This is a genomic window from Sphingomonas sp. GW821-FHT09B04, from assembly GCF_059418285.1.
Genome location: NZ_JBWKPO010000004.1, coordinates 550,349 through 565,556 on the forward strand (window position 1 = coordinate 550,349; position 15,208 = coordinate 565,556).

The window sequence follows — 15,208 nt, forward strand, 5'->3', positions numbered from 1 at the left end:
GTACCTCACATCCGGAACACGCCGAAGCGTGTGCCCTCCTCCACCGGCGCATTCAGCGTGGCGGCGAAGGCGAGGCCGAGCACGTCGCGGGTCTGGGCGGGGTCGATGATGCCGTCGTCCCACAGACGCGCGGTGGCGTGCCAGGGATTGCCCTCATCCTCGTACTTCTGGCGGATCGGCGCCTTGAAGGTCTCTGCTTCCTCGGGCGACCATTTGTCGGCGTCGCGGTGGACGGTGGCGAGGACGCTGGCGGCCTGCTCGCCGCCCATCACGCTGATGCGGCTGTTGGGCCAGCTAAACAGGAAACGCGGCGAATAGGCGCGGCCGCACATGCCGTAATTGCCCGCGCCAAAGCTGCCGCCGATCAGCACGGTGATCTTGGGCACGCTGGCGGTGGCGACGGCGGTGACGAGCTTGGCGCCGTGCTTGGCGATGCCCTCCGCCTCGTACTTGCCGCCGACCATGAAGCCCGAGATGTTCTGGAGGAACAGCAGCGGGATGCGGCGCTGGCAGGCAAGCTCGATGAAGTGGGCGCCCTTGACCGCGCTTTCGCTGAACAGCACGCCGTTATTGGCGAGGATCGCGACCGGCATGCCCCAGATATGCGCGAAGCCGCAGACCAGGGTCGAGCCGTAGAGCGCCTTGAACTCGTGGAACTCGGACCCGTCGACGAGGCGCGCAATGACTTCATGGACGTCGTAGGGCGCGCGGACGTCGGTGGGGACGATGCCGTAGAGCTCGTCGGGGTCGAATTTGGGCGGGCGCGGGTCGAGGATCGCGAGGTCCGGCGTGCGGTCGCGGGGAAGATGGCTGACAATATCGCGGACGATGGTCAGCGCATGCTCGTCATTCTCGGCGACATGATCGACCACGCCCGACTTGCGCCCGTGCAGGTCGCCGCCGCCGAGGTCCTCAGCCGAGATTTCCTCGCCCGTCGCGGCCTTTACCAGCGGCGGGCCGGCGAGGAAGATCGTGCCCTGATTGCGCACGATCACGCTCTCGTCCGACATCGCCGGCACGTACGCGCCGCCCGCGGTGCAGCTGCCCATGACGCAGGCGATCTGCGGGATGCCCTTGGCCGACATGTTGGCCTGATTGAAGAAGATGCGCCCGAAATGCTCCTTGTCGGGGAACACCTCTGCCTGATGCGGCAGGTTCGCGCCGCCGCTGTCGACGAGGTAGATGCACGGCAGGCGGTTAGCCTCGGCAATCTCCTGTGCGCGGAGGTGCTTCTTGACGGTCATCGGATAGTAGGTGCCACCCTTCACCGTCGCGTCGTTGCACACGATCATGACCTGACGGCCCGAGACGCGGCCAATACCGGCAATCATGCCCGCGCCGGGGACTTCGCCCTCATACATGTCGCACGCGACGAGCTGGCCGATCTCAAGAAAGGGCGAACCGGGATCGAGTAGCCGCTCGACGCGCTCGCGCGGGAGCAGCTTGCCACGCGAGGTGTGGCGTTCGCGGCTCTTCTCATTCCCGCCGAGCGCAGCCTGCGCGACATCGGCATGGAGTCGCTCCGCCAGCGCGCGATTGTGCGCAGCATTGGCGCGGAAGATTTCGTCTTCGGCGGACAAGGCGGACTTGAGGACCGGTGCGCTCATCTTGCGACTTCCGCGACGCACGCGCACAGCGGGGCAAAGGGGGATTTCATGGCGACCATCCTGCTGCTCATTGCGTCCAATATCTTCATGACCATCGCCTGGTACTGGCACCTCGGCAAAGGCGGGCTGGAAAAACCCATTCTGACCGTCATTCTGCTCTCCTGGCTGATCGCCGGGGTGGAATATTGCTTCGCAGTGCCGGCCAACCGCGTCGGCTTCCTCGCCGGCTGGACGCCGGGCCAGCTCAAGATCGCGCAAGAGGCGATCGCGCTGATCGTGTTCGGCGTGTTCATGGTGACCGTGCTCGGCGAGACGCTGCACTGGCGCCATCTCGCCGCCTTTGCGTGCATCATGGGCGGGGTCGCCTTCCTGTTCGTCGGCAAGTGACTCATACCGCCTCGGGCAACCAGCGGTCGCGCATCCACGCCGCCGCTGCCGTACTGACGCATTCGGCATAGCCGGGCAGTTCGGGACCGACGAGCGGCAGCCCGAATTCGGTGACCGTCGCGCGGATACCGTCCGCATCGATCGTCCGCCCGGCGGCGCGGGCATGACGGGCGATCTCCATCTCCTGCCCCCAGAAATAAACAGCGCTTGCCCCGACATTAGCGTGCATCCGCCGCACTTCCTCGACCCGCCCGTCGCTGACGAGCGGCAGCCAGATATCGGCCATCAGCAGATCGATCGGCGCCTCGGGACGCCATTCCAGCGCATCGCCGGCGGCGATCCGCACCTTCTCCCCCACTCCGCCCGGCAACCGGCCGAACAGGTCGAGATCGCGATGGAGCGCGATGACGTCGGGATCACGCTCGACCACCGTCACCGCAGTCACGCTCTCGCGCAGCGCGCTCGCTGCGGCAGCCCAGCCCATACCGAGCCCGAACACCGCGACATGGCCATGGGCATGTTGCACACCGATCGCCTGACTCTCCAGCTCCATCGGCGAGAGCGACATCCAGGTTGCCCCGTCGCGCACCAGCGCACGCAGCGACGTGACGACAGCCGGAGGGCTCCAATAGCCGCGCGTCAGAACCATCTCGGGAGGCAGCAATGCCCAGCGGCCATGACTGACCGGGCGATACAGTTCCTCGAACAGTTCGGTACCGAGCCCCAGCATGGGGTCAGGCATCGACATATCTGCGATCATACGGCCCCCACCAATGCGCAAATGCCCGCCGCACTCAACACCGGCCAGCCGATATGCTTGCCGCGCGACGCAATCAGGCTGACGAGACCGAGCACCAGCCAGATCGCACCGATCGTGCGGATCAGCGCCGTCGGGGTACCGGGCCATGCGACCGCGAGCGCGGTGGCGACCATCAGCGCACTGGTGACGTGCCAGGCATAGCGGACGATCGTGCGCGCGAAGCCGTTCGCCAACACGCCCTGGCGATCGCGCAACATCGGCGCGATCAGCTTTGCCTCACCGAGCATCGAATGCGTGAGCGCGGTGACGAGCATCAGCGCGGCCGAAGCCCAGAGCCAGATCACGCCGCGCCAATCAGTTCGCGGCCGATCAGCATGCGGCGGATCTCATTCGTTCCCGCGCCGATGTCGAGCAACTTGGCGTCGCGCAGGAAGCGTTCGACCGGCCAGTCCTTGGTATAGCCCGCGCCGCCCAGCGCCTGGACCGCTTCGCCCGCGACCTTGAAGGCGTTCTCGCTGGCCAGCAGGATCGCACCAGCGGCGTCGAAGCGGGTGGTCTTGCCCGAGTCACATGCCTGCGCCACGGCGTAGACATAAGCCCGCGCCGAATTGAGCGCGACGTACATGTCCGCGACCTTGGCCTGCATCAGCTGAAAGCTGCCGATCGCCTGCCCGAACTGTTTCCGCTCACGCAGATAGGGCAGCACCACGTCGAGGCAGGCCTGCATGATACCGAGCTGGATGCCGGCAAGCACGGTGCGCTCGTAATCGAGGCCACTCATCAACACGCCGACGCCGCCGTTGAGCGGTCCCATGACGTTTTCCTCGGGCACTTCACAATCGTCGAACACCAGTTCGGCGGTGGGCGAGCCGCGCATGCCCATCTTGTCGATCTTCTGCCCGATGCTGAAGCCGGGCATGTCCTTCTCGATCAGAAAGGTGGTGATCCCACGCGAACCTTCGCCGGTCTTGGCATAGACCACCAAAGTGTCGGCATAGGCCGCGTTGGTGATCCAGAATTTGGTGCCGTTGAGGATGTAGCGGTCGCCCTTGTGCTCGGCGCGCAGCTTCATGCTGACGACATCGCTGCCCGCACCCGCTTCGGACATCGCCAGCGAGCCGACATGCTCACCCGAGATCAGCTTCGGCAGGTACCTTGCCTTCTGCTCGGGGGAGGCCCAGCGGCTGATCTGGTTGACGCAAAGATTGGAATGCGCGCCATAGCTCAGACCGATCGAGGCCGAGGCACGGCTGACCTCCTCACATGCGATGACATGTTCGAGGTAGCCGAGTCCGAGGCCGCCGAATTCCTCGTCGACGGTGATACCGTGCAGGCCGAGTTCGCCCATCGCGGTCCACAGTTCGTCACGGGGGAACCAGTCGTCGGCGTCGATCTTCGCGGCGAGCGGTTCGATCCGCTCCTTCGCGAAACGCTGGGTGGTGTCGCGGATCATCTCCGCGGTCTCGCTCAGCGCGAAATCCATCTGGGGCAGGCTCATTCGGCTCTCCTGGGACTTTTGCCGCAGCTTAGCGGGTGAATGCGACGGAGAAAAATTGAAAGGCAACAGGCAAGAGCATAGATACCATCTATGATTGACCGCTACCTGCTCCGCTATTTCCTTGCCGTCATCGATAGCGGGACATTCACCGCTGCCGCGGCGCAGGCCAATGTCTCGCAGCCCACGCTCTCCGCAGGCATCGCCAAGCTCGAGCGCGAGGCGGGCGCAAAACTGTTCCGCCGCAACAGCCAGCGTGTCGAGTTGACCGAGGCGGGCGCGCGCTTCGCGGTGCATGCGCGGCGGATCGAGCGCGAATTCAACCTCGCCCAGGCGTCGATCGACGGGCTGGCACCCGGCGGTACGCTGCGACTGGGGGTGCTGAACACGATCGCCACCGCCGAGTTGGCGGCATTTGCGGCACTGGCGGCGCACGAGGAGTTGGCGGTCGAACTGGTCGAAGGCAATGCCGCAGCATTGTCGCAGCATTTGTCCCGCGGACGAATCGATCTTGCGCTGACCGCGGCGCAGGGCGAGCCGGGGGCGGAGATGGAGCCGCTGCGCACCGAATCCTATGTACTGGCCTTGCCTGCCTCGCACCCGCTGGCGGGCGAAGCCGCAATCCAAGGCGAGGCGCTGGCGGGCGAGACCATGATCGTCCGACGCAATTGCGAGGCGCTGTCGGAGACCAGCCGCTATTTCACGCGGCGCGGCATCCGCCCGTTCTTCGCGCTGCGCACTACCAATGACGATCGCGCGCTGGAGATGGTCGCGGCGGGCCTCGGCGCAACGGTGATCCCCGAGTCGCACCGACATCCCGGCATCGCCAGCCCCGCACTACTTGGCTTCGGTGTCACGCGAACACTGGCGCTGACATGGGGTGATGACACCGCCGCGATCCGCGCGGCTGCATCCCCTCTTACCGAGGCGCTTCGCACCCAGTTCGGGGGCTGACAGGCCGCGATCGCGCGCTATGTGAGGCGCAAACAGGGAGAGCAGGCATGGCAGGACGCTATTTCAACGAATGGCAGGTGGGCGACCGGATCGTGCATGACCTGCGCCGCACGGTGACCGAGACCGACAACCTCCTCGTCTCGACCCTCACACACAATCCGCAGCCACTGCACCTCGACGCCGAATATGCCGGCGCGACCGAGTTCGGGCGGATCGTCGTCAACGGCACCTTCACCTTCGCATTGCTGATCGGCATCTCGGTCGGCGACACGACGCTCGGCACCCTCGTCGCCAATCTCGGCTATGATGAAGTGCGGATGCCCAAGCCGGTATTCATCGGCGACACGCTGCGCGCCGAAACCGAAGTGGTCGAGCTGCGCCCGTCCAAATCGCGCCCCGGTCAGGGCATCGTCACCTTCCGGCACACCATGCTCAACCAGCGTGACGAGGTGGTTTGCACCTGCCTGCGCAGCGCATTGCTGCAGGCGAAGGGCTAAAATACACGCTTACCGTTCTGGAAGAGCAGAACTTTCGATATACAAATTAGTCCCTACTCAGAACGATAATTCATTAACCTACCGGGCGTACAAACACTCCTGTAAACAGGGAGCAGTACTTATGCGCCTAGTTTCAGAAAGACGCGGCACAGCGATCATCGAGTTCGCGATCATGTTGCCTGTACTTGTTTCGATGCTTATGGGCATGATTTGCTACGGCCTTTACTTTGGCGCGGCGAATTCGGTCCAGCAGCTCGCCGCCGATGCCGCGCGCCATAGTATCGCGGGAGAAACGCTGGCCGAACGGCAGACAATGGTCACGACCTTCGTAAATACGAACGGGCCATCTTACTTTCTCGTCCGTCCCGAACGACTGACCGAGGTCAGTGCAACAGCACAGGCCGGGGGACGGCTGAGGGTCCGGATCTCCTACAACGCGACCTGGCTGCCGATCTTCGGCTTCTCGAATCTCCTCCCGCTGCCACCTTCGACGATCACCCGCGACTGCACCATTCTGGGGACTGCGACATGAGCCGTTCGCTTTGGCGCAACCGCAGCGCAACGGCCACGATGCTTGTCGCCGCGGCCCTCCCCTTCCTGTTGGCCGCGACTGCGGCTGCGGTAGACGTCGGCGCGGTCGCGCTGGAACGGCGGCGGATGCAGGGCGCGGTAGACGCCGCCGCGCTCTCCGCTGTCCAGGACCTCACCACCGCCGATGCGCGCGCCCGTGATGTGCTGACCGCCAACCACACGGAGGGCCCCGTGGCTGCGCAGGTGGCGACGGGAACGGTCGCGGGCACCGGCGACTCGCGAACCTTCACTGCGAGCGCGTCGGGCGACTCGGTCCGTGTCACCGCGACTTATCCCAACCCCAGCTACTTCCTGCGCGCGCTCGGGATGCGCTTCAACGACTCGCAGGTCAGCGCAGTCGCCGGTCGCCGCAATCTGGGCGCGATCTCGATCGGATCGTCGCTGGCGACATTCGACAACGGGCTGGTCAACAACCTGACCCGGGGACTCACTGGATCGAGCGTGGGACTGTCGCTGCTCAGCTATCAGGGGCTGGCGAGCGTCGACCTCAACCTGTTCAGTTTCCTCGATGCAGTCGCAGTCCGCGGCAATCTGGGCGTGATGACGTATGAGCAGTTGCTCACGCAGCAGATCCAGCTGCCCGTGCTGCTGCGCGCGCTCGACGATGTAAGTGGCGGCCAGGGTCTTGGCGCAGTCGCCGCGGGGATCGCCGGCACACCGAAATCGATCCGGCTGGGCGACCTGATCGGCCTCGACATGGGTGGCGCCGGAACGACGGGAAGCGCCGGCGCAGCAGCAATGCTCGCCAAGGTGCGCGCGAGTGATCTGCTCGGCGCGATGCTCTCGATCGCCAATCGCGGTAATCTACTTATGCTCGATCTGGGCGCGAGCATTCCCGGACTCGCTTCGCTGCGCACCGAAATCAAGATCGGCGAGGCGATGCAGTCGAGCCCGTGGATGCTGATCAACGATAAGGGCGGGATCGAGGTCAGCACCTCGCAGGCGCGGATCAACCTGATCGCCGAAGTCGGGCCGCTACTAGGTCTGGGCGTCAAGGTGCCGTTGGCCGTAGAACTCGCGCCCGCGCGTGCGATCCTCGACGCGGTACCCTGTGCCCCGCGCGATACTGCCGCGGTGCGTGCGCGCGCTGGCGTCGCGAAACTCGCCATTGCCGACCTGCCGGTCACAAGTTCGATCCCGGCTACCGCAGCCGCGCTGCCTCCGGCGCCGCTGGTCCGCGCGTTGCTGATCTCGGTCGACGCCAAGGCGCTCGGCGCGCTGGAGGCGTCGAACTGGCAAAACCTCTCCTTCACCAAGGCCGAGATCGCCGCGCACCAGGCCAAGTCCGTGGCCACCACCGACGGCGTCTCGACCCTGCTCGCCACCACGCTCGGCTCGGCCGACATCGACGTGACCCTGCTCGGCGCGCTCAACCTTGGCATCGGCCTGCCCGGCGAGAGCCAGATCGCGGCGCGCCTGCTGTCGGTCGCGCCGGTCCTGGAGACAGCGCTGTTCCAATTGCTCGGTGTTGCGGGCCTGAGCATCGGTAACGCGCATGTCCGCGTCGATGGCTATCGCTGCGGCAAACCCGTGCTGATGGTATGAACGAAGAAGAGAATCTGGATGGGCTGGACGGGATCTACCCCAGCGACATCCGCTTCTTTCGCGACCAGGCACGTGAGGAACGGCGGCGCGTCCGCCACGCCGACACCGAAGGCGGACAACGAGTCCATGCCGAGATGGCGGAACATTATGAAATGGTCGCCACTTTGCTCGAGGTGAAGGCGGGACTGGTTCCCCGCACAATCGGATCGTCGCTGCGACGGATGTTCGAATGGCTGCGGCGCTGAGTGGGGTTGGGTTTCGCACGGCAACCGCGCTAATGTGCGCGTCGCATGACCCGTTTCACCGTCAACAACCAGCCCGTCCAGTATAAGCTCGACGCGCGAACCCCGCTACTCTGGGCGTTGCGCGACGCCTCCAACCTCACTGGCACCAAATATGGCTGCGGCACCGGCGATTGCGGCGCGTGCACGGTCGATATCGACGGCGCGGCGGTGCGATCGTGCCAGGTGACGATCGGCGCGATCGAGGGCAGCTTCGTTACCACGATCGAGGGGCTGGCGGAGAATCGCGCGCATCCGGTGCAGCGCGCCTTCCTGGCCGCCAATGTCGGCCAGTGTGGCTATTGCATCCCCGGCATGGTGATGGCGGCGTCAGCACTGCTGCGGAAGAATCGCAACCCGTCAGACGAGGAGATCGCGGCGGCGATCACCAATTTGTGCCGCTGCGGCGTCTATCCGCGCCTGATCGAGGCAGTCGGCCGCGCGGCACGACTGGCGCGCGGCGAGGACGACAGCGGCCCGGAAGAAGAGGCCGAGCAGGCGCCCGCGGCCAGCGATTGAATCCTTTCGCAATGCTGTCAGCGCAATTCAGACATGTGTCAGCCGACTCGGGGCATTAGCGGATTATTCTGAACGCCGGCGCTCTGCCGGAGCGGAGGACCGAGATGAAGAAGTTTGTTCTGGCCGCACTGATCGGTGCGACCATCCTGACCCCCACTATGGCGATCGCGCAGGAGCGCGGCCAGTGGCGCGGCCGTGGCGGCGGAGAAGCGCGCGAACAGCGCCAGCCCGGCGCCGAGCGCCCGATGCAGCAGCAGCGCGAAGCTTTCCGCGCCCAGCGCGAACAGCAGCGTGCGCAGCAGCCGCAGTTTCAGCGACCGGAACGCCCCGAACGCCCGCAATTCCAGCGCCCCGAGCGGCCGGAACGCCCCGACTTCCAGCGACCTGATCGTTCGGAGCGCCCGGACTTCCAGCGGCCCGATCGCCCGGAACGCCCGCAGATCCAGCGGCCGGAGCGGCCCGAAGGCACGTCCCCGCAGTGGCGCCAGCGCCCTGACGGCCGCCAGGACTGGCGCCGCGACCGGGACCAGGACCGCCGGGATTGGCAGCGCGATCGCGATAATAATCGTGGTGACTGGCAGCGCAACCGCGACGACAACCGCCGCGACTGGCAGCGCGACCGCCGGGACGATCGCCGCGACTGGCGCGATGGTCGTCGGGACGGCGACTGGCGCAACCGGGGCGACCGGGGCGGCAACTGGAACCGCGGCTGGCGACAGGATCGCCGTTACGACTGGAGCGACTATCGCGCCCGCAACCGGAACGTCTACCGGCTGCCGCGTTACTATGCGCCCCGCGGCTACAATTACGGCTATCAGCGCTTCTCGATCGGGTTGACGCTGGGAGCGATGCTGTTCTCGTCGAACTACTGGATCAACGACCCGTACACCTATCGCCTGCCCCCGGCCGACGGCCCGTATCGTTGGGTGCGCTACTATAACGACGCATTGCTGGTGGATACCTACACCGGCGAGGTGGTCGACGTCGAATACGACATCTTTTGGTGAACTGAGGATCGTCACGCGGAGGCCCGGCCGGCAACGGCCGGGCCTCTTGCGTTTCACCGCGGCCTCGGCAAGTTGCGAGTCCATGAGCATTTTCGCGAAACCCAAACCCAAACAGGGCGGCGCATCGATCGTCCGCGCGCGCGCCGGCCAGCAGATCACGACGCGCCTCGAAGCCAATCCCGCGCTTCGCAAAGCGAAGGTCGATGCGGCACAAATCTATTATTATCCCGGCTTCTTGAGCAATGCCGAGTGCGACACGCTGATGCGTCTGATCGATCTCAACCGCCGTCCCTCGACGCTGCTCGCCGCCTCCGACGATCCAGCGTTCCGGACCAGCGAGAGCTGCGATCTCGACCGCTGGTCATCCGACGTGCGCCCGATCGACGAGCGGATGGCGAACCTGCTCGGCCTTCCGCCGGAACATGGCGAGACGATGCAGGGCCAGCGCTACGCACCCGGCCAGCAATTCCGCCCGCATTACGACTGGTTCAGCGAGAATCAGGACTATTGGGAAGCGATGAAAGCATCGGGCGGCCAGCGCACCTGGACGACGATGATCTACCTCAACGACGTCGCGGAAGGCGGAGCGACCTGGTTTCCGGAAGCAGGCATCCGCGTGACGCCGAAGCGCGGGCTGTTGCTTGCCTGGAACAACATGAAACCCGATGGAGCACCCAACCCTGCGACGCTGCACGAAGGCAGCCCCGTGGTGAAGGGTACCAAATACATCATCACCAAGTGGTTTCGCGAACATTCCTGGATCAACATGCCGATCAAGACATATTGATCTCCGTTTAGCGTCGCTGGTGCTGGCCGGTGCCGCTAGCCGCGCGAGCGGTACAAACCTAGAGCAGCATGCCTTCGCCGCCGCTGCGTAGCGCGAGCACGCGGCCGATCGTGTCGAACAGCGCGTCCATCGCCACCGGCTTGAACAGCACTTCATCCGCGCCGGCGGTCAGGCAGCGCTCACGCAGGTCGACCGCGGTGTCGGCAGTGACAACGATGATCGGGAGTTCGGCCTTAGCATCATCGCGGGCGCGGATGCGCTCGATCGCCTCGATCCCGTCCATGCCCGGCATGCGCAGGTCGACCAGAATGACGTCGAAATCTTCCGCACCGATTTTCGCCAGCCCCTCTTCGGCATGCTCCGCTTCGGCCATCGAGGCGCCAGCCACGTCGAGCATGTCGCGAACGACACGGCGGTTCATCGGGTCATCTTCGATAAACAGGATATTCATGTGCGGGCAGTGCCCATCTCGTTGGCGGCGCGAAATGAGGATATCATATGTGTGCTATCGTCTTAAGCCGCTTGTGACACAAGCCGGGTTGCGCCCGATGCAGCACAATTTTCTTCGCGCCCGGCCACCAGCGCTTCGATCAGCGCCGCTCCGGCGACGGGCTTGGCAACGACCGTACCTGCCCCGGCCTCTCTAAGCGACGAGAGCATCGCTTCATCGGGTTTGAGCCACAACACCGCAGTCCGCGCGCCTTTTACCTTTGCGGCATTGGCAAGCGCCGAAAGCACCGCGACGGCATCCTCCCCCGCCGCCTTGAGCGTCGCCTCCTCCGCAAGCAGCAGAGCGGGTCCGACGCCCGGCAGCATGCCGAGCGCTTCGTCCGGGGTCGTGGCGAACTGGACCGCGGCGAAATGCGGTTCGAGCAAGGTGCGCAGCATGCCGCGCGCAATCGGATTGCGGTCGAGCACCACAACCGACTCGCCCGGCCGATCCGCCGCCCCGGCGCCGGCGGGCGCCGCCGCCTCGATCAACGGAAGGTCAACGGTGAAGGTTGTGCCCTCTCCCTCGACGCTGGCAACCGAGACGTCGCCGTCCAGTGCACGCGCCAGATTGCGAACGATTGCGAGCCCAAGCCCGGTTCCGCCAAACTTGCGAGTCGTGCCGGCATCGACCTGACGGAAGGATTCGAAGATTTCCTCGTGCTTCTCAGCCGGAATGCCAATGCCGCTGTCCGACACGGCGATGCGAAGCCGCCCGTCCGTTGCCTCTGCCTTGACCGCGACTGTTCCCTTCTCGGTGAATTTGAGCGCGTTCGAGAGCAGGTTGAACAGCAATTGCCGCAGCCGCCCGGCATCGGTTTTGATCCAGAGCGGCGCGTCACCCATCTCCAGCTTGAACTCGAGTCCCTTCCCGCGTGCCTGCTCCTCCCACATGCGCGTGACGTCCTTGAGCATCGCATGCAGATCGGTCGCGGCAAGTTCGACTGAGAGATTGCCGGTCTCCATCTTGGCGACGTCGAGGATGTCGTCGACCAGCGCGCGCATCGTCATGCCCGCGCCGTGGACAATTCCCAGCCGATCGCGGGTCTGCTCCGGAACCGAGGGATCGCGCAGCATGATCTGGGTCATACCGAGAATGCCGTTCAATGGCGTACGGATCTCGTGGCTGGTGGTCGCAAGGAATTCGGTCTTGGCCTTGAGCGCCTTCTCAAGCGCTACGTTGGTCTGGCCGAGCTCGATATTGGCGGCGCGCACCTGGTTACGGCTGCGGCGAATCGTGAACAGGCCGATGCTGAGCAAGGTGATGATGACCAGAGTCGCGCCGCCGACCCCGAACAGCAAGGTGCGCTGGAATTCGGCCTCACGCCGCGCCTCGTCCGCCTTGAGGTTGGCGATACGCAGTTCCTGGTTCGCATAGTCGAACCGCGCCGCCATGAGCGCAATATTGGTCGATGTGGCGAGTTGAGCGGCTTCGTCACCCAGATTGCGGACGCGTTCGAGGTGGGTGAGCGCCAGCTTGCTCTCGCCTCGGGCGTTGTAGATCCCATAAGCGATCAGATGCGCATCGCGCATCGCGATCGGCGTGGTCGAGAGATCGACGCCCTTGAAACTGCGTTCGATCAGGTTCTTTGCCCGATCGAGGTCTCCGCGGTCGCGCGCGAGCTGGGCCGACACTGCGAGCAGCAACGGCTCGGAACTGGGTGACGCCCCGTCCGCGATCAGCCGCTGTGCTTCAGCAATGGCCGTTTCCGCTTCGTCGATCTTCTTGTTGTGGTTGAGCGCGCGCGCAAGATTGATGAGGATGGGCGGCAGAATATTCGCACTGTTGAGTGAACGTGCCGTTGCCAGCGCGCGGCGATACTGCGCAACTGCCTCCGCAGGCTTCTCGAGCCGAAGCAGCACGTTGCCGCGATTATTGTAGAGGAAGAGCGACAGGCGCGGATCGCCCTCATAGACTTCGCCCGCCTGACGGAAATACTTGTCCGCGCTCGCGAGGTCATTCGCTTCGGTATACAGATTCGCAATCGACTGAAGTGCGATCGACTGACTGCGTTTCTCGCCCACCGCGCCAAAGATGTTGAAAGCTTCCTGCAGTGACGCCAGCGCTTCTGCTGGACGCATCTGCTCCTGCTGAACGCCCGCGCGCGCCAGAAGCAGGTCGCCGCGCAGCTTGCTCGGCTCCGGATAGGCACTGATCAGCCGCAGGGCACGCGCGATCCTCGGGGCGGCCCCGGCGGCATTGCGCGTACGGATCGAAGCTTCGCTCTGCAGCCACAAGGCGGTCGCCGTGGCGATTGCCCTGGAACGCGGATCGGCAATCGTACCCGCGCTGCGTTCAGCCTCGCCAGCCAGCTTGAGCGCTTCGCCGGGCTCCGCCATCATCGCCGCCTTGGCGCGATCGATCAGCGTATCGGCCGCGCGCTGCTGCGCGAATGCCGGGGTCGAAAGGCCCAGCATCAAAGCTGCAGCGATGGCGAGAAGCCGGCGCATCAACCGCTCTTGCGCCAGAAGCCCTCTGGCCGCGCGAAGGTCGGCCGGATCGCCGAGGCTGCCTTATGCCCTTCCTCGTCGAGGAAGCGGATAAAGGCGTCGAGCGCCACCGGCCGGCTGATCAGGAAGCCCTGCACCATGTCGCATCCCATCACGCTGAGTAGCGCCAGTGCCGCGGGCGTCTCCACGCCCTCCGCAGTCACTTCCATCTCAAGGGCATGAGCAAGGTCAATGGTCGAGCGGACGATCAGGGGGTCCCGGTTGCTGCTGGTGAGCTGCATCACGAACATCTTGTCGATCTTAAGTTCGGTCGCCGGAAGCTGTTTGAGATAGGCGAGCGACGAGAGGCCAGCGCCATAGTCGTCGATCGCAAGCGGAATGCCGATCTCCGAGAAGGATTGGAGGTGGCGGATCGCACTGTCCGGATCGCGGATCACCGCGGTTTCGGTGATCTCGAACCCAATCTTGGCGCCGGTTTCGCGGATGATGCGGCACGCTTCGGTCACGAATACCGCGTCGGCCAGCAAAACGCCCGAAATGTTGATGAATATGGGCATGTCGTGCCCGTGCGCCGCCAATATCCGCTGATCGGCAATCACCTGACGTAACGTCCACAGCGTCAGGCCGGCGATTTCACCGCCTTCTTCCGCCGCTGAGATGAAATCACCGGGCAGAATCAGGCCACGAACCGGATGACGCCAGCGCACCAGTGCCTCGGCACCAGTCACGGCTTCTTTTCGCACATGAACCTTGGGCTGATATTGCAGGAACAATTGCCCCGAAGCGATCGCGCGCGGAAGTTCACGGATCAGGGCCAGCCGGTCGAACGCGACATCGGTCTGCGACAGATCGAGCATCACGACCCGCGATTCCAATCGCGCCTGCGACAGCGCTGATTCGGCGGCTTCGGTCAGCCGCACTTCATCATCGTCGAGCGCGGGCGCGGCCGCGATACCCCAGCGGAGCTGAATGACGTGACGCTCACCATCGAGATCGACAGTCCGGGTAAATTCCCGGGCAAGCCGTTCGACCACTGCCGTCGCTGATTCGGCCGAGTCGGCTTCGAACGAGAGTTCGAGCAGCGAACGGCCCGCAGCAGCAAGCCGGACATTAGGTTCGATCCGTCCGATATGATCGGCCAGATCGCGGACCAGCGTGTCGGCACGCGGCCGCCCGAGATGCCGGCGGAGCGACTGGAAATTGGCGATCTCACACAGGGAAAGTGCCCGCCAAATCCCGGTCACCGGCCCTTTATCCGTCTCGATTCGCGAGACGGGAGAATGACTATGCGAGAGCGGCACCGGTAGCGGCGCATCAAGCCTGGCCGGAAGTCCAGACGACAAGCCTTCCCCGGCCTCAGACGGCGGGATCGTGGCAGCAGCGGGTTCGACACGCTCGGACATCAAATCCGCGAATAACCTGCACTCTTGAAGGAACTCTTAAGGACGAAACGACCGGCGCGGGCACGCGATCTGTCCAGCGCTGTCAGAAATGTTGATTCAAGGTTAAATTTCGATTAAGTATGCGGCCGTGCGCGTATGTGCACGATGGGAGAAAATAAATGTTCGATCTGTTGTTTCGGGAAGGCTACGGCGAGTCACTTCGTCCCTGGTAACCCCGGATAGCCCGGGTGGGCGGCGCCGCGGATGCTCCGCGGCTCTCGACCCGTCCGGGCTCTCTTCTCCGATTTCGTGACGCGCGCGTCCCCTTGGGATTGCGCGCTTTTTCGTGCGCGATTCCTCTCCATGGCCACCAGCCTGGAACCACATGGACTTGCTGTGTTGTGGGGTTGCGCTAAGAGCGCGCGGACGTTTGTCGAAAGGGTTTTGGCGTGCGTA

The 15,208-nt window shown here is 64.6% G+C and carries 16 protein-coding genes; 9 read left to right on the plus strand and 7 right to left on the minus strand.

Annotated elements, in window-relative coordinates; all coding sequences use genetic code 11:
* Positions 1 to 5 precede the first annotated feature (5 nt).
* Positions 6 to 1,607, minus strand: a complete 1,602-nt coding sequence (locus tag AC07NK_RS15760; protein ID WP_495171545.1) for a carboxyl transferase domain-containing protein — start codon at positions 1,605 to 1,607, stop codon at positions 6 to 8.
* A gap of 48 nt (positions 1,608 to 1,655) precedes the next feature.
* Between AC07NK_RS15760 and AC07NK_RS15765 the strand changes: the two genes are divergently transcribed.
* Positions 1,656 to 1,994: a DMT family protein gene (locus tag AC07NK_RS15765; RefSeq protein WP_495171546.1), complete on the plus strand. Its 339-nt coding sequence runs from the start codon at positions 1,656 to 1,658 to the stop codon at positions 1,992 to 1,994.
* 1 nt (position 1,995) lies between these two features.
* Here AC07NK_RS15765 and AC07NK_RS15770 read toward each other — a convergent pair whose 3' ends face one another.
* From AC07NK_RS15770 to AC07NK_RS15780, 3 genes are read right to left on the minus strand one after another with little or no spacing between them, the layout of a single operon-like run.
* Positions 1,996 to 2,736 carry a hypothetical protein gene (locus AC07NK_RS15770; RefSeq protein ID WP_495171547.1) on the minus strand — a complete coding sequence of 247 codons (741 nt, stop codon included), beginning with the start codon at positions 2,734 to 2,736 and terminating at the stop codon, positions 1,996 to 1,998.
* A gap of 14 nt (positions 2,737 to 2,750) precedes the next feature.
* Entirely contained in the window at positions 2,751 to 3,098 is a 348-nt protein-coding gene (locus AC07NK_RS15775) for a hypothetical protein (protein WP_495171548.1), read from the minus strand.
* Positions 3,095 to 4,246 carry an isovaleryl-CoA dehydrogenase gene (locus AC07NK_RS15780; protein WP_495171572.1) on the minus strand — a complete coding sequence of 384 codons (1,152 nt, stop codon included), beginning with the start codon at positions 4,244 to 4,246 and terminating at the stop codon, positions 3,095 to 3,097. Before AC07NK_RS15780 ends, AC07NK_RS15775 begins: the two co-directional genes overlap by 4 nt.
* Positions 4,247 to 4,342: 96 nt before the next feature.
* Between AC07NK_RS15780 and AC07NK_RS15785 the strand changes: the two genes are divergently transcribed.
* The 8 genes from AC07NK_RS15785 to AC07NK_RS15820 all read left to right on the plus strand — a co-directional run bounded on the left by AC07NK_RS15785 (position 4,343) and on the right by AC07NK_RS15820 (position 10,430).
* On the plus strand, positions 4,343 to 5,203 hold the full coding sequence (locus tag AC07NK_RS15785) for a LysR family transcriptional regulator (protein WP_495171549.1): 861 nt from the start codon (positions 4,343 to 4,345) through the stop codon (positions 5,201 to 5,203).
* Positions 5,204 to 5,250: 47 nt separating this feature from the next.
* The gene (locus AC07NK_RS15790) at positions 5,251 to 5,700 is read left to right on the plus strand and encodes a MaoC family dehydratase (RefSeq protein ID WP_495171550.1); all 450 of its coding nucleotides are present in this window, start codon (positions 5,251 to 5,253) and stop codon (positions 5,698 to 5,700) included.
* Between the two features lie 121 nt (positions 5,701 to 5,821).
* Positions 5,822 to 6,232, plus strand: a complete 411-nt coding sequence (locus AC07NK_RS15795; protein WP_495171551.1) for a TadE/TadG family type IV pilus assembly protein — start codon at positions 5,822 to 5,824, stop codon at positions 6,230 to 6,232.
* Positions 6,229 to 7,836, plus strand: coding sequence for a pilus assembly protein TadG-related protein (locus tag AC07NK_RS15800; RefSeq protein ID WP_495171552.1), 1,608 nt, complete (start codon positions 6,229 to 6,231; stop codon positions 7,834 to 7,836). Before AC07NK_RS15795 ends, AC07NK_RS15800 begins: the two co-directional genes overlap by 4 nt.
* Positions 7,833 to 8,081, plus strand: coding sequence for a hypothetical protein (locus AC07NK_RS15805; protein ID WP_495171553.1), 249 nt, complete (start codon positions 7,833 to 7,835; stop codon positions 8,079 to 8,081). Before AC07NK_RS15800 ends, AC07NK_RS15805 begins: the two co-directional genes overlap by 4 nt.
* Positions 8,082 to 8,126: 45 nt before the next feature.
* The gene (locus AC07NK_RS15810) at positions 8,127 to 8,636 is read left to right on the plus strand and encodes a (2Fe-2S)-binding protein (RefSeq protein WP_495171554.1); all 510 of its coding nucleotides are present in this window, start codon (positions 8,127 to 8,129) and stop codon (positions 8,634 to 8,636) included.
* Positions 8,637 to 8,740: 104 nt separating this feature from the next.
* Complete coding sequence (locus AC07NK_RS15815) at positions 8,741 to 9,643, plus strand: RcnB family protein (protein WP_495171555.1); 903 nt, start codon at positions 8,741 to 8,743, stop codon at positions 9,641 to 9,643.
* Positions 9,644 to 9,725: 82 nt separating this feature from the next.
* A complete protein-coding gene (locus AC07NK_RS15820; protein ID WP_495171556.1) occupies positions 9,726 to 10,430 on the plus strand; it encodes a 2OG-Fe(II) oxygenase in 705 nt (234 codons plus the stop codon).
* A 58-nt stretch (positions 10,431 to 10,488) separates the two neighbouring features.
* Here AC07NK_RS15820 and AC07NK_RS15825 read toward each other — a convergent pair whose 3' ends face one another.
* From AC07NK_RS15825 to AC07NK_RS15835, 3 genes are all read right to left on the minus strand, one after another.
* The gene (locus AC07NK_RS15825) at positions 10,489 to 10,881 is read right to left on the minus strand and encodes a response regulator (protein WP_495171557.1); all 393 of its coding nucleotides are present in this window, start codon (positions 10,879 to 10,881) and stop codon (positions 10,489 to 10,491) included.
* Positions 10,882 to 10,943: 62 nt separating this feature from the next.
* Entirely contained in the window at positions 10,944 to 13,370 is a 2,427-nt protein-coding gene (locus tag AC07NK_RS15830; protein ID WP_495171558.1) for an ATP-binding response regulator, read from the minus strand.
* Complete coding sequence (locus tag AC07NK_RS15835) at positions 13,370 to 14,614, minus strand: EAL domain-containing protein (RefSeq protein ID WP_495171559.1); 1,245 nt, start codon at positions 14,612 to 14,614, stop codon at positions 13,370 to 13,372. The genes AC07NK_RS15830 and AC07NK_RS15835 overlap by 1 nt, the downstream gene beginning before the upstream one ends.
* Positions 14,615 to 15,208 lie beyond the last annotated feature (594 nt).

Coding starts and splice junctions, on each gene's coding strand:
- AC07NK_RS15760 (WP_495171545.1), bottom strand. CDS start 1,607: ATGAGCGCACCGGTCCTCAAGTCCGCCTTGTCCGCCGAAGACGAAATC.
- AC07NK_RS15770 (WP_495171547.1), bottom strand. CDS start 2,736: ATGCCTGACCCCATGCTGGGGCTCGGTACCGAACTGTTCGAGGAACTG.
- AC07NK_RS15820 (WP_495171556.1), top strand. CDS start 9,726: ATGAGCATTTTCGCGAAACCCAAACCCAAACAGGGCGGCGCATCGATC.
- AC07NK_RS15815 (WP_495171555.1), top strand. CDS start 8,741: ATGAAGAAGTTTGTTCTGGCCGCACTGATCGGTGCGACCATCCTGACC.
- AC07NK_RS15800 (WP_495171552.1), top strand. CDS start 6,229: ATGAGCCGTTCGCTTTGGCGCAACCGCAGCGCAACGGCCACGATGCTT.
- AC07NK_RS15795 (WP_495171551.1), top strand. CDS start 5,822: ATGCGCCTAGTTTCAGAAAGACGCGGCACAGCGATCATCGAGTTCGCG.
- AC07NK_RS15790 (WP_495171550.1), top strand. CDS start 5,251: ATGGCAGGACGCTATTTCAACGAATGGCAGGTGGGCGACCGGATCGTG.
- AC07NK_RS15765 (WP_495171546.1), top strand. CDS start 1,656: ATGGCGACCATCCTGCTGCTCATTGCGTCCAATATCTTCATGACCATC.
- AC07NK_RS15805 (WP_495171553.1), top strand. CDS start 7,833: ATGAACGAAGAAGAGAATCTGGATGGGCTGGACGGGATCTACCCCAGC.
- AC07NK_RS15810 (WP_495171554.1), top strand. CDS start 8,127: ATGACCCGTTTCACCGTCAACAACCAGCCCGTCCAGTATAAGCTCGAC.
- AC07NK_RS15830 (WP_495171558.1), bottom strand. CDS start 13,370: ATGCGCCGGCTTCTCGCCATCGCTGCAGCTTTGATGCTGGGCCTTTCG.
- AC07NK_RS15825 (WP_495171557.1), bottom strand. CDS start 10,881: ATGAATATCCTGTTTATCGAAGATGACCCGATGAACCGCCGTGTCGTT.
- AC07NK_RS15785 (WP_495171549.1), top strand. CDS start 4,343: ATGATTGACCGCTACCTGCTCCGCTATTTCCTTGCCGTCATCGATAGC.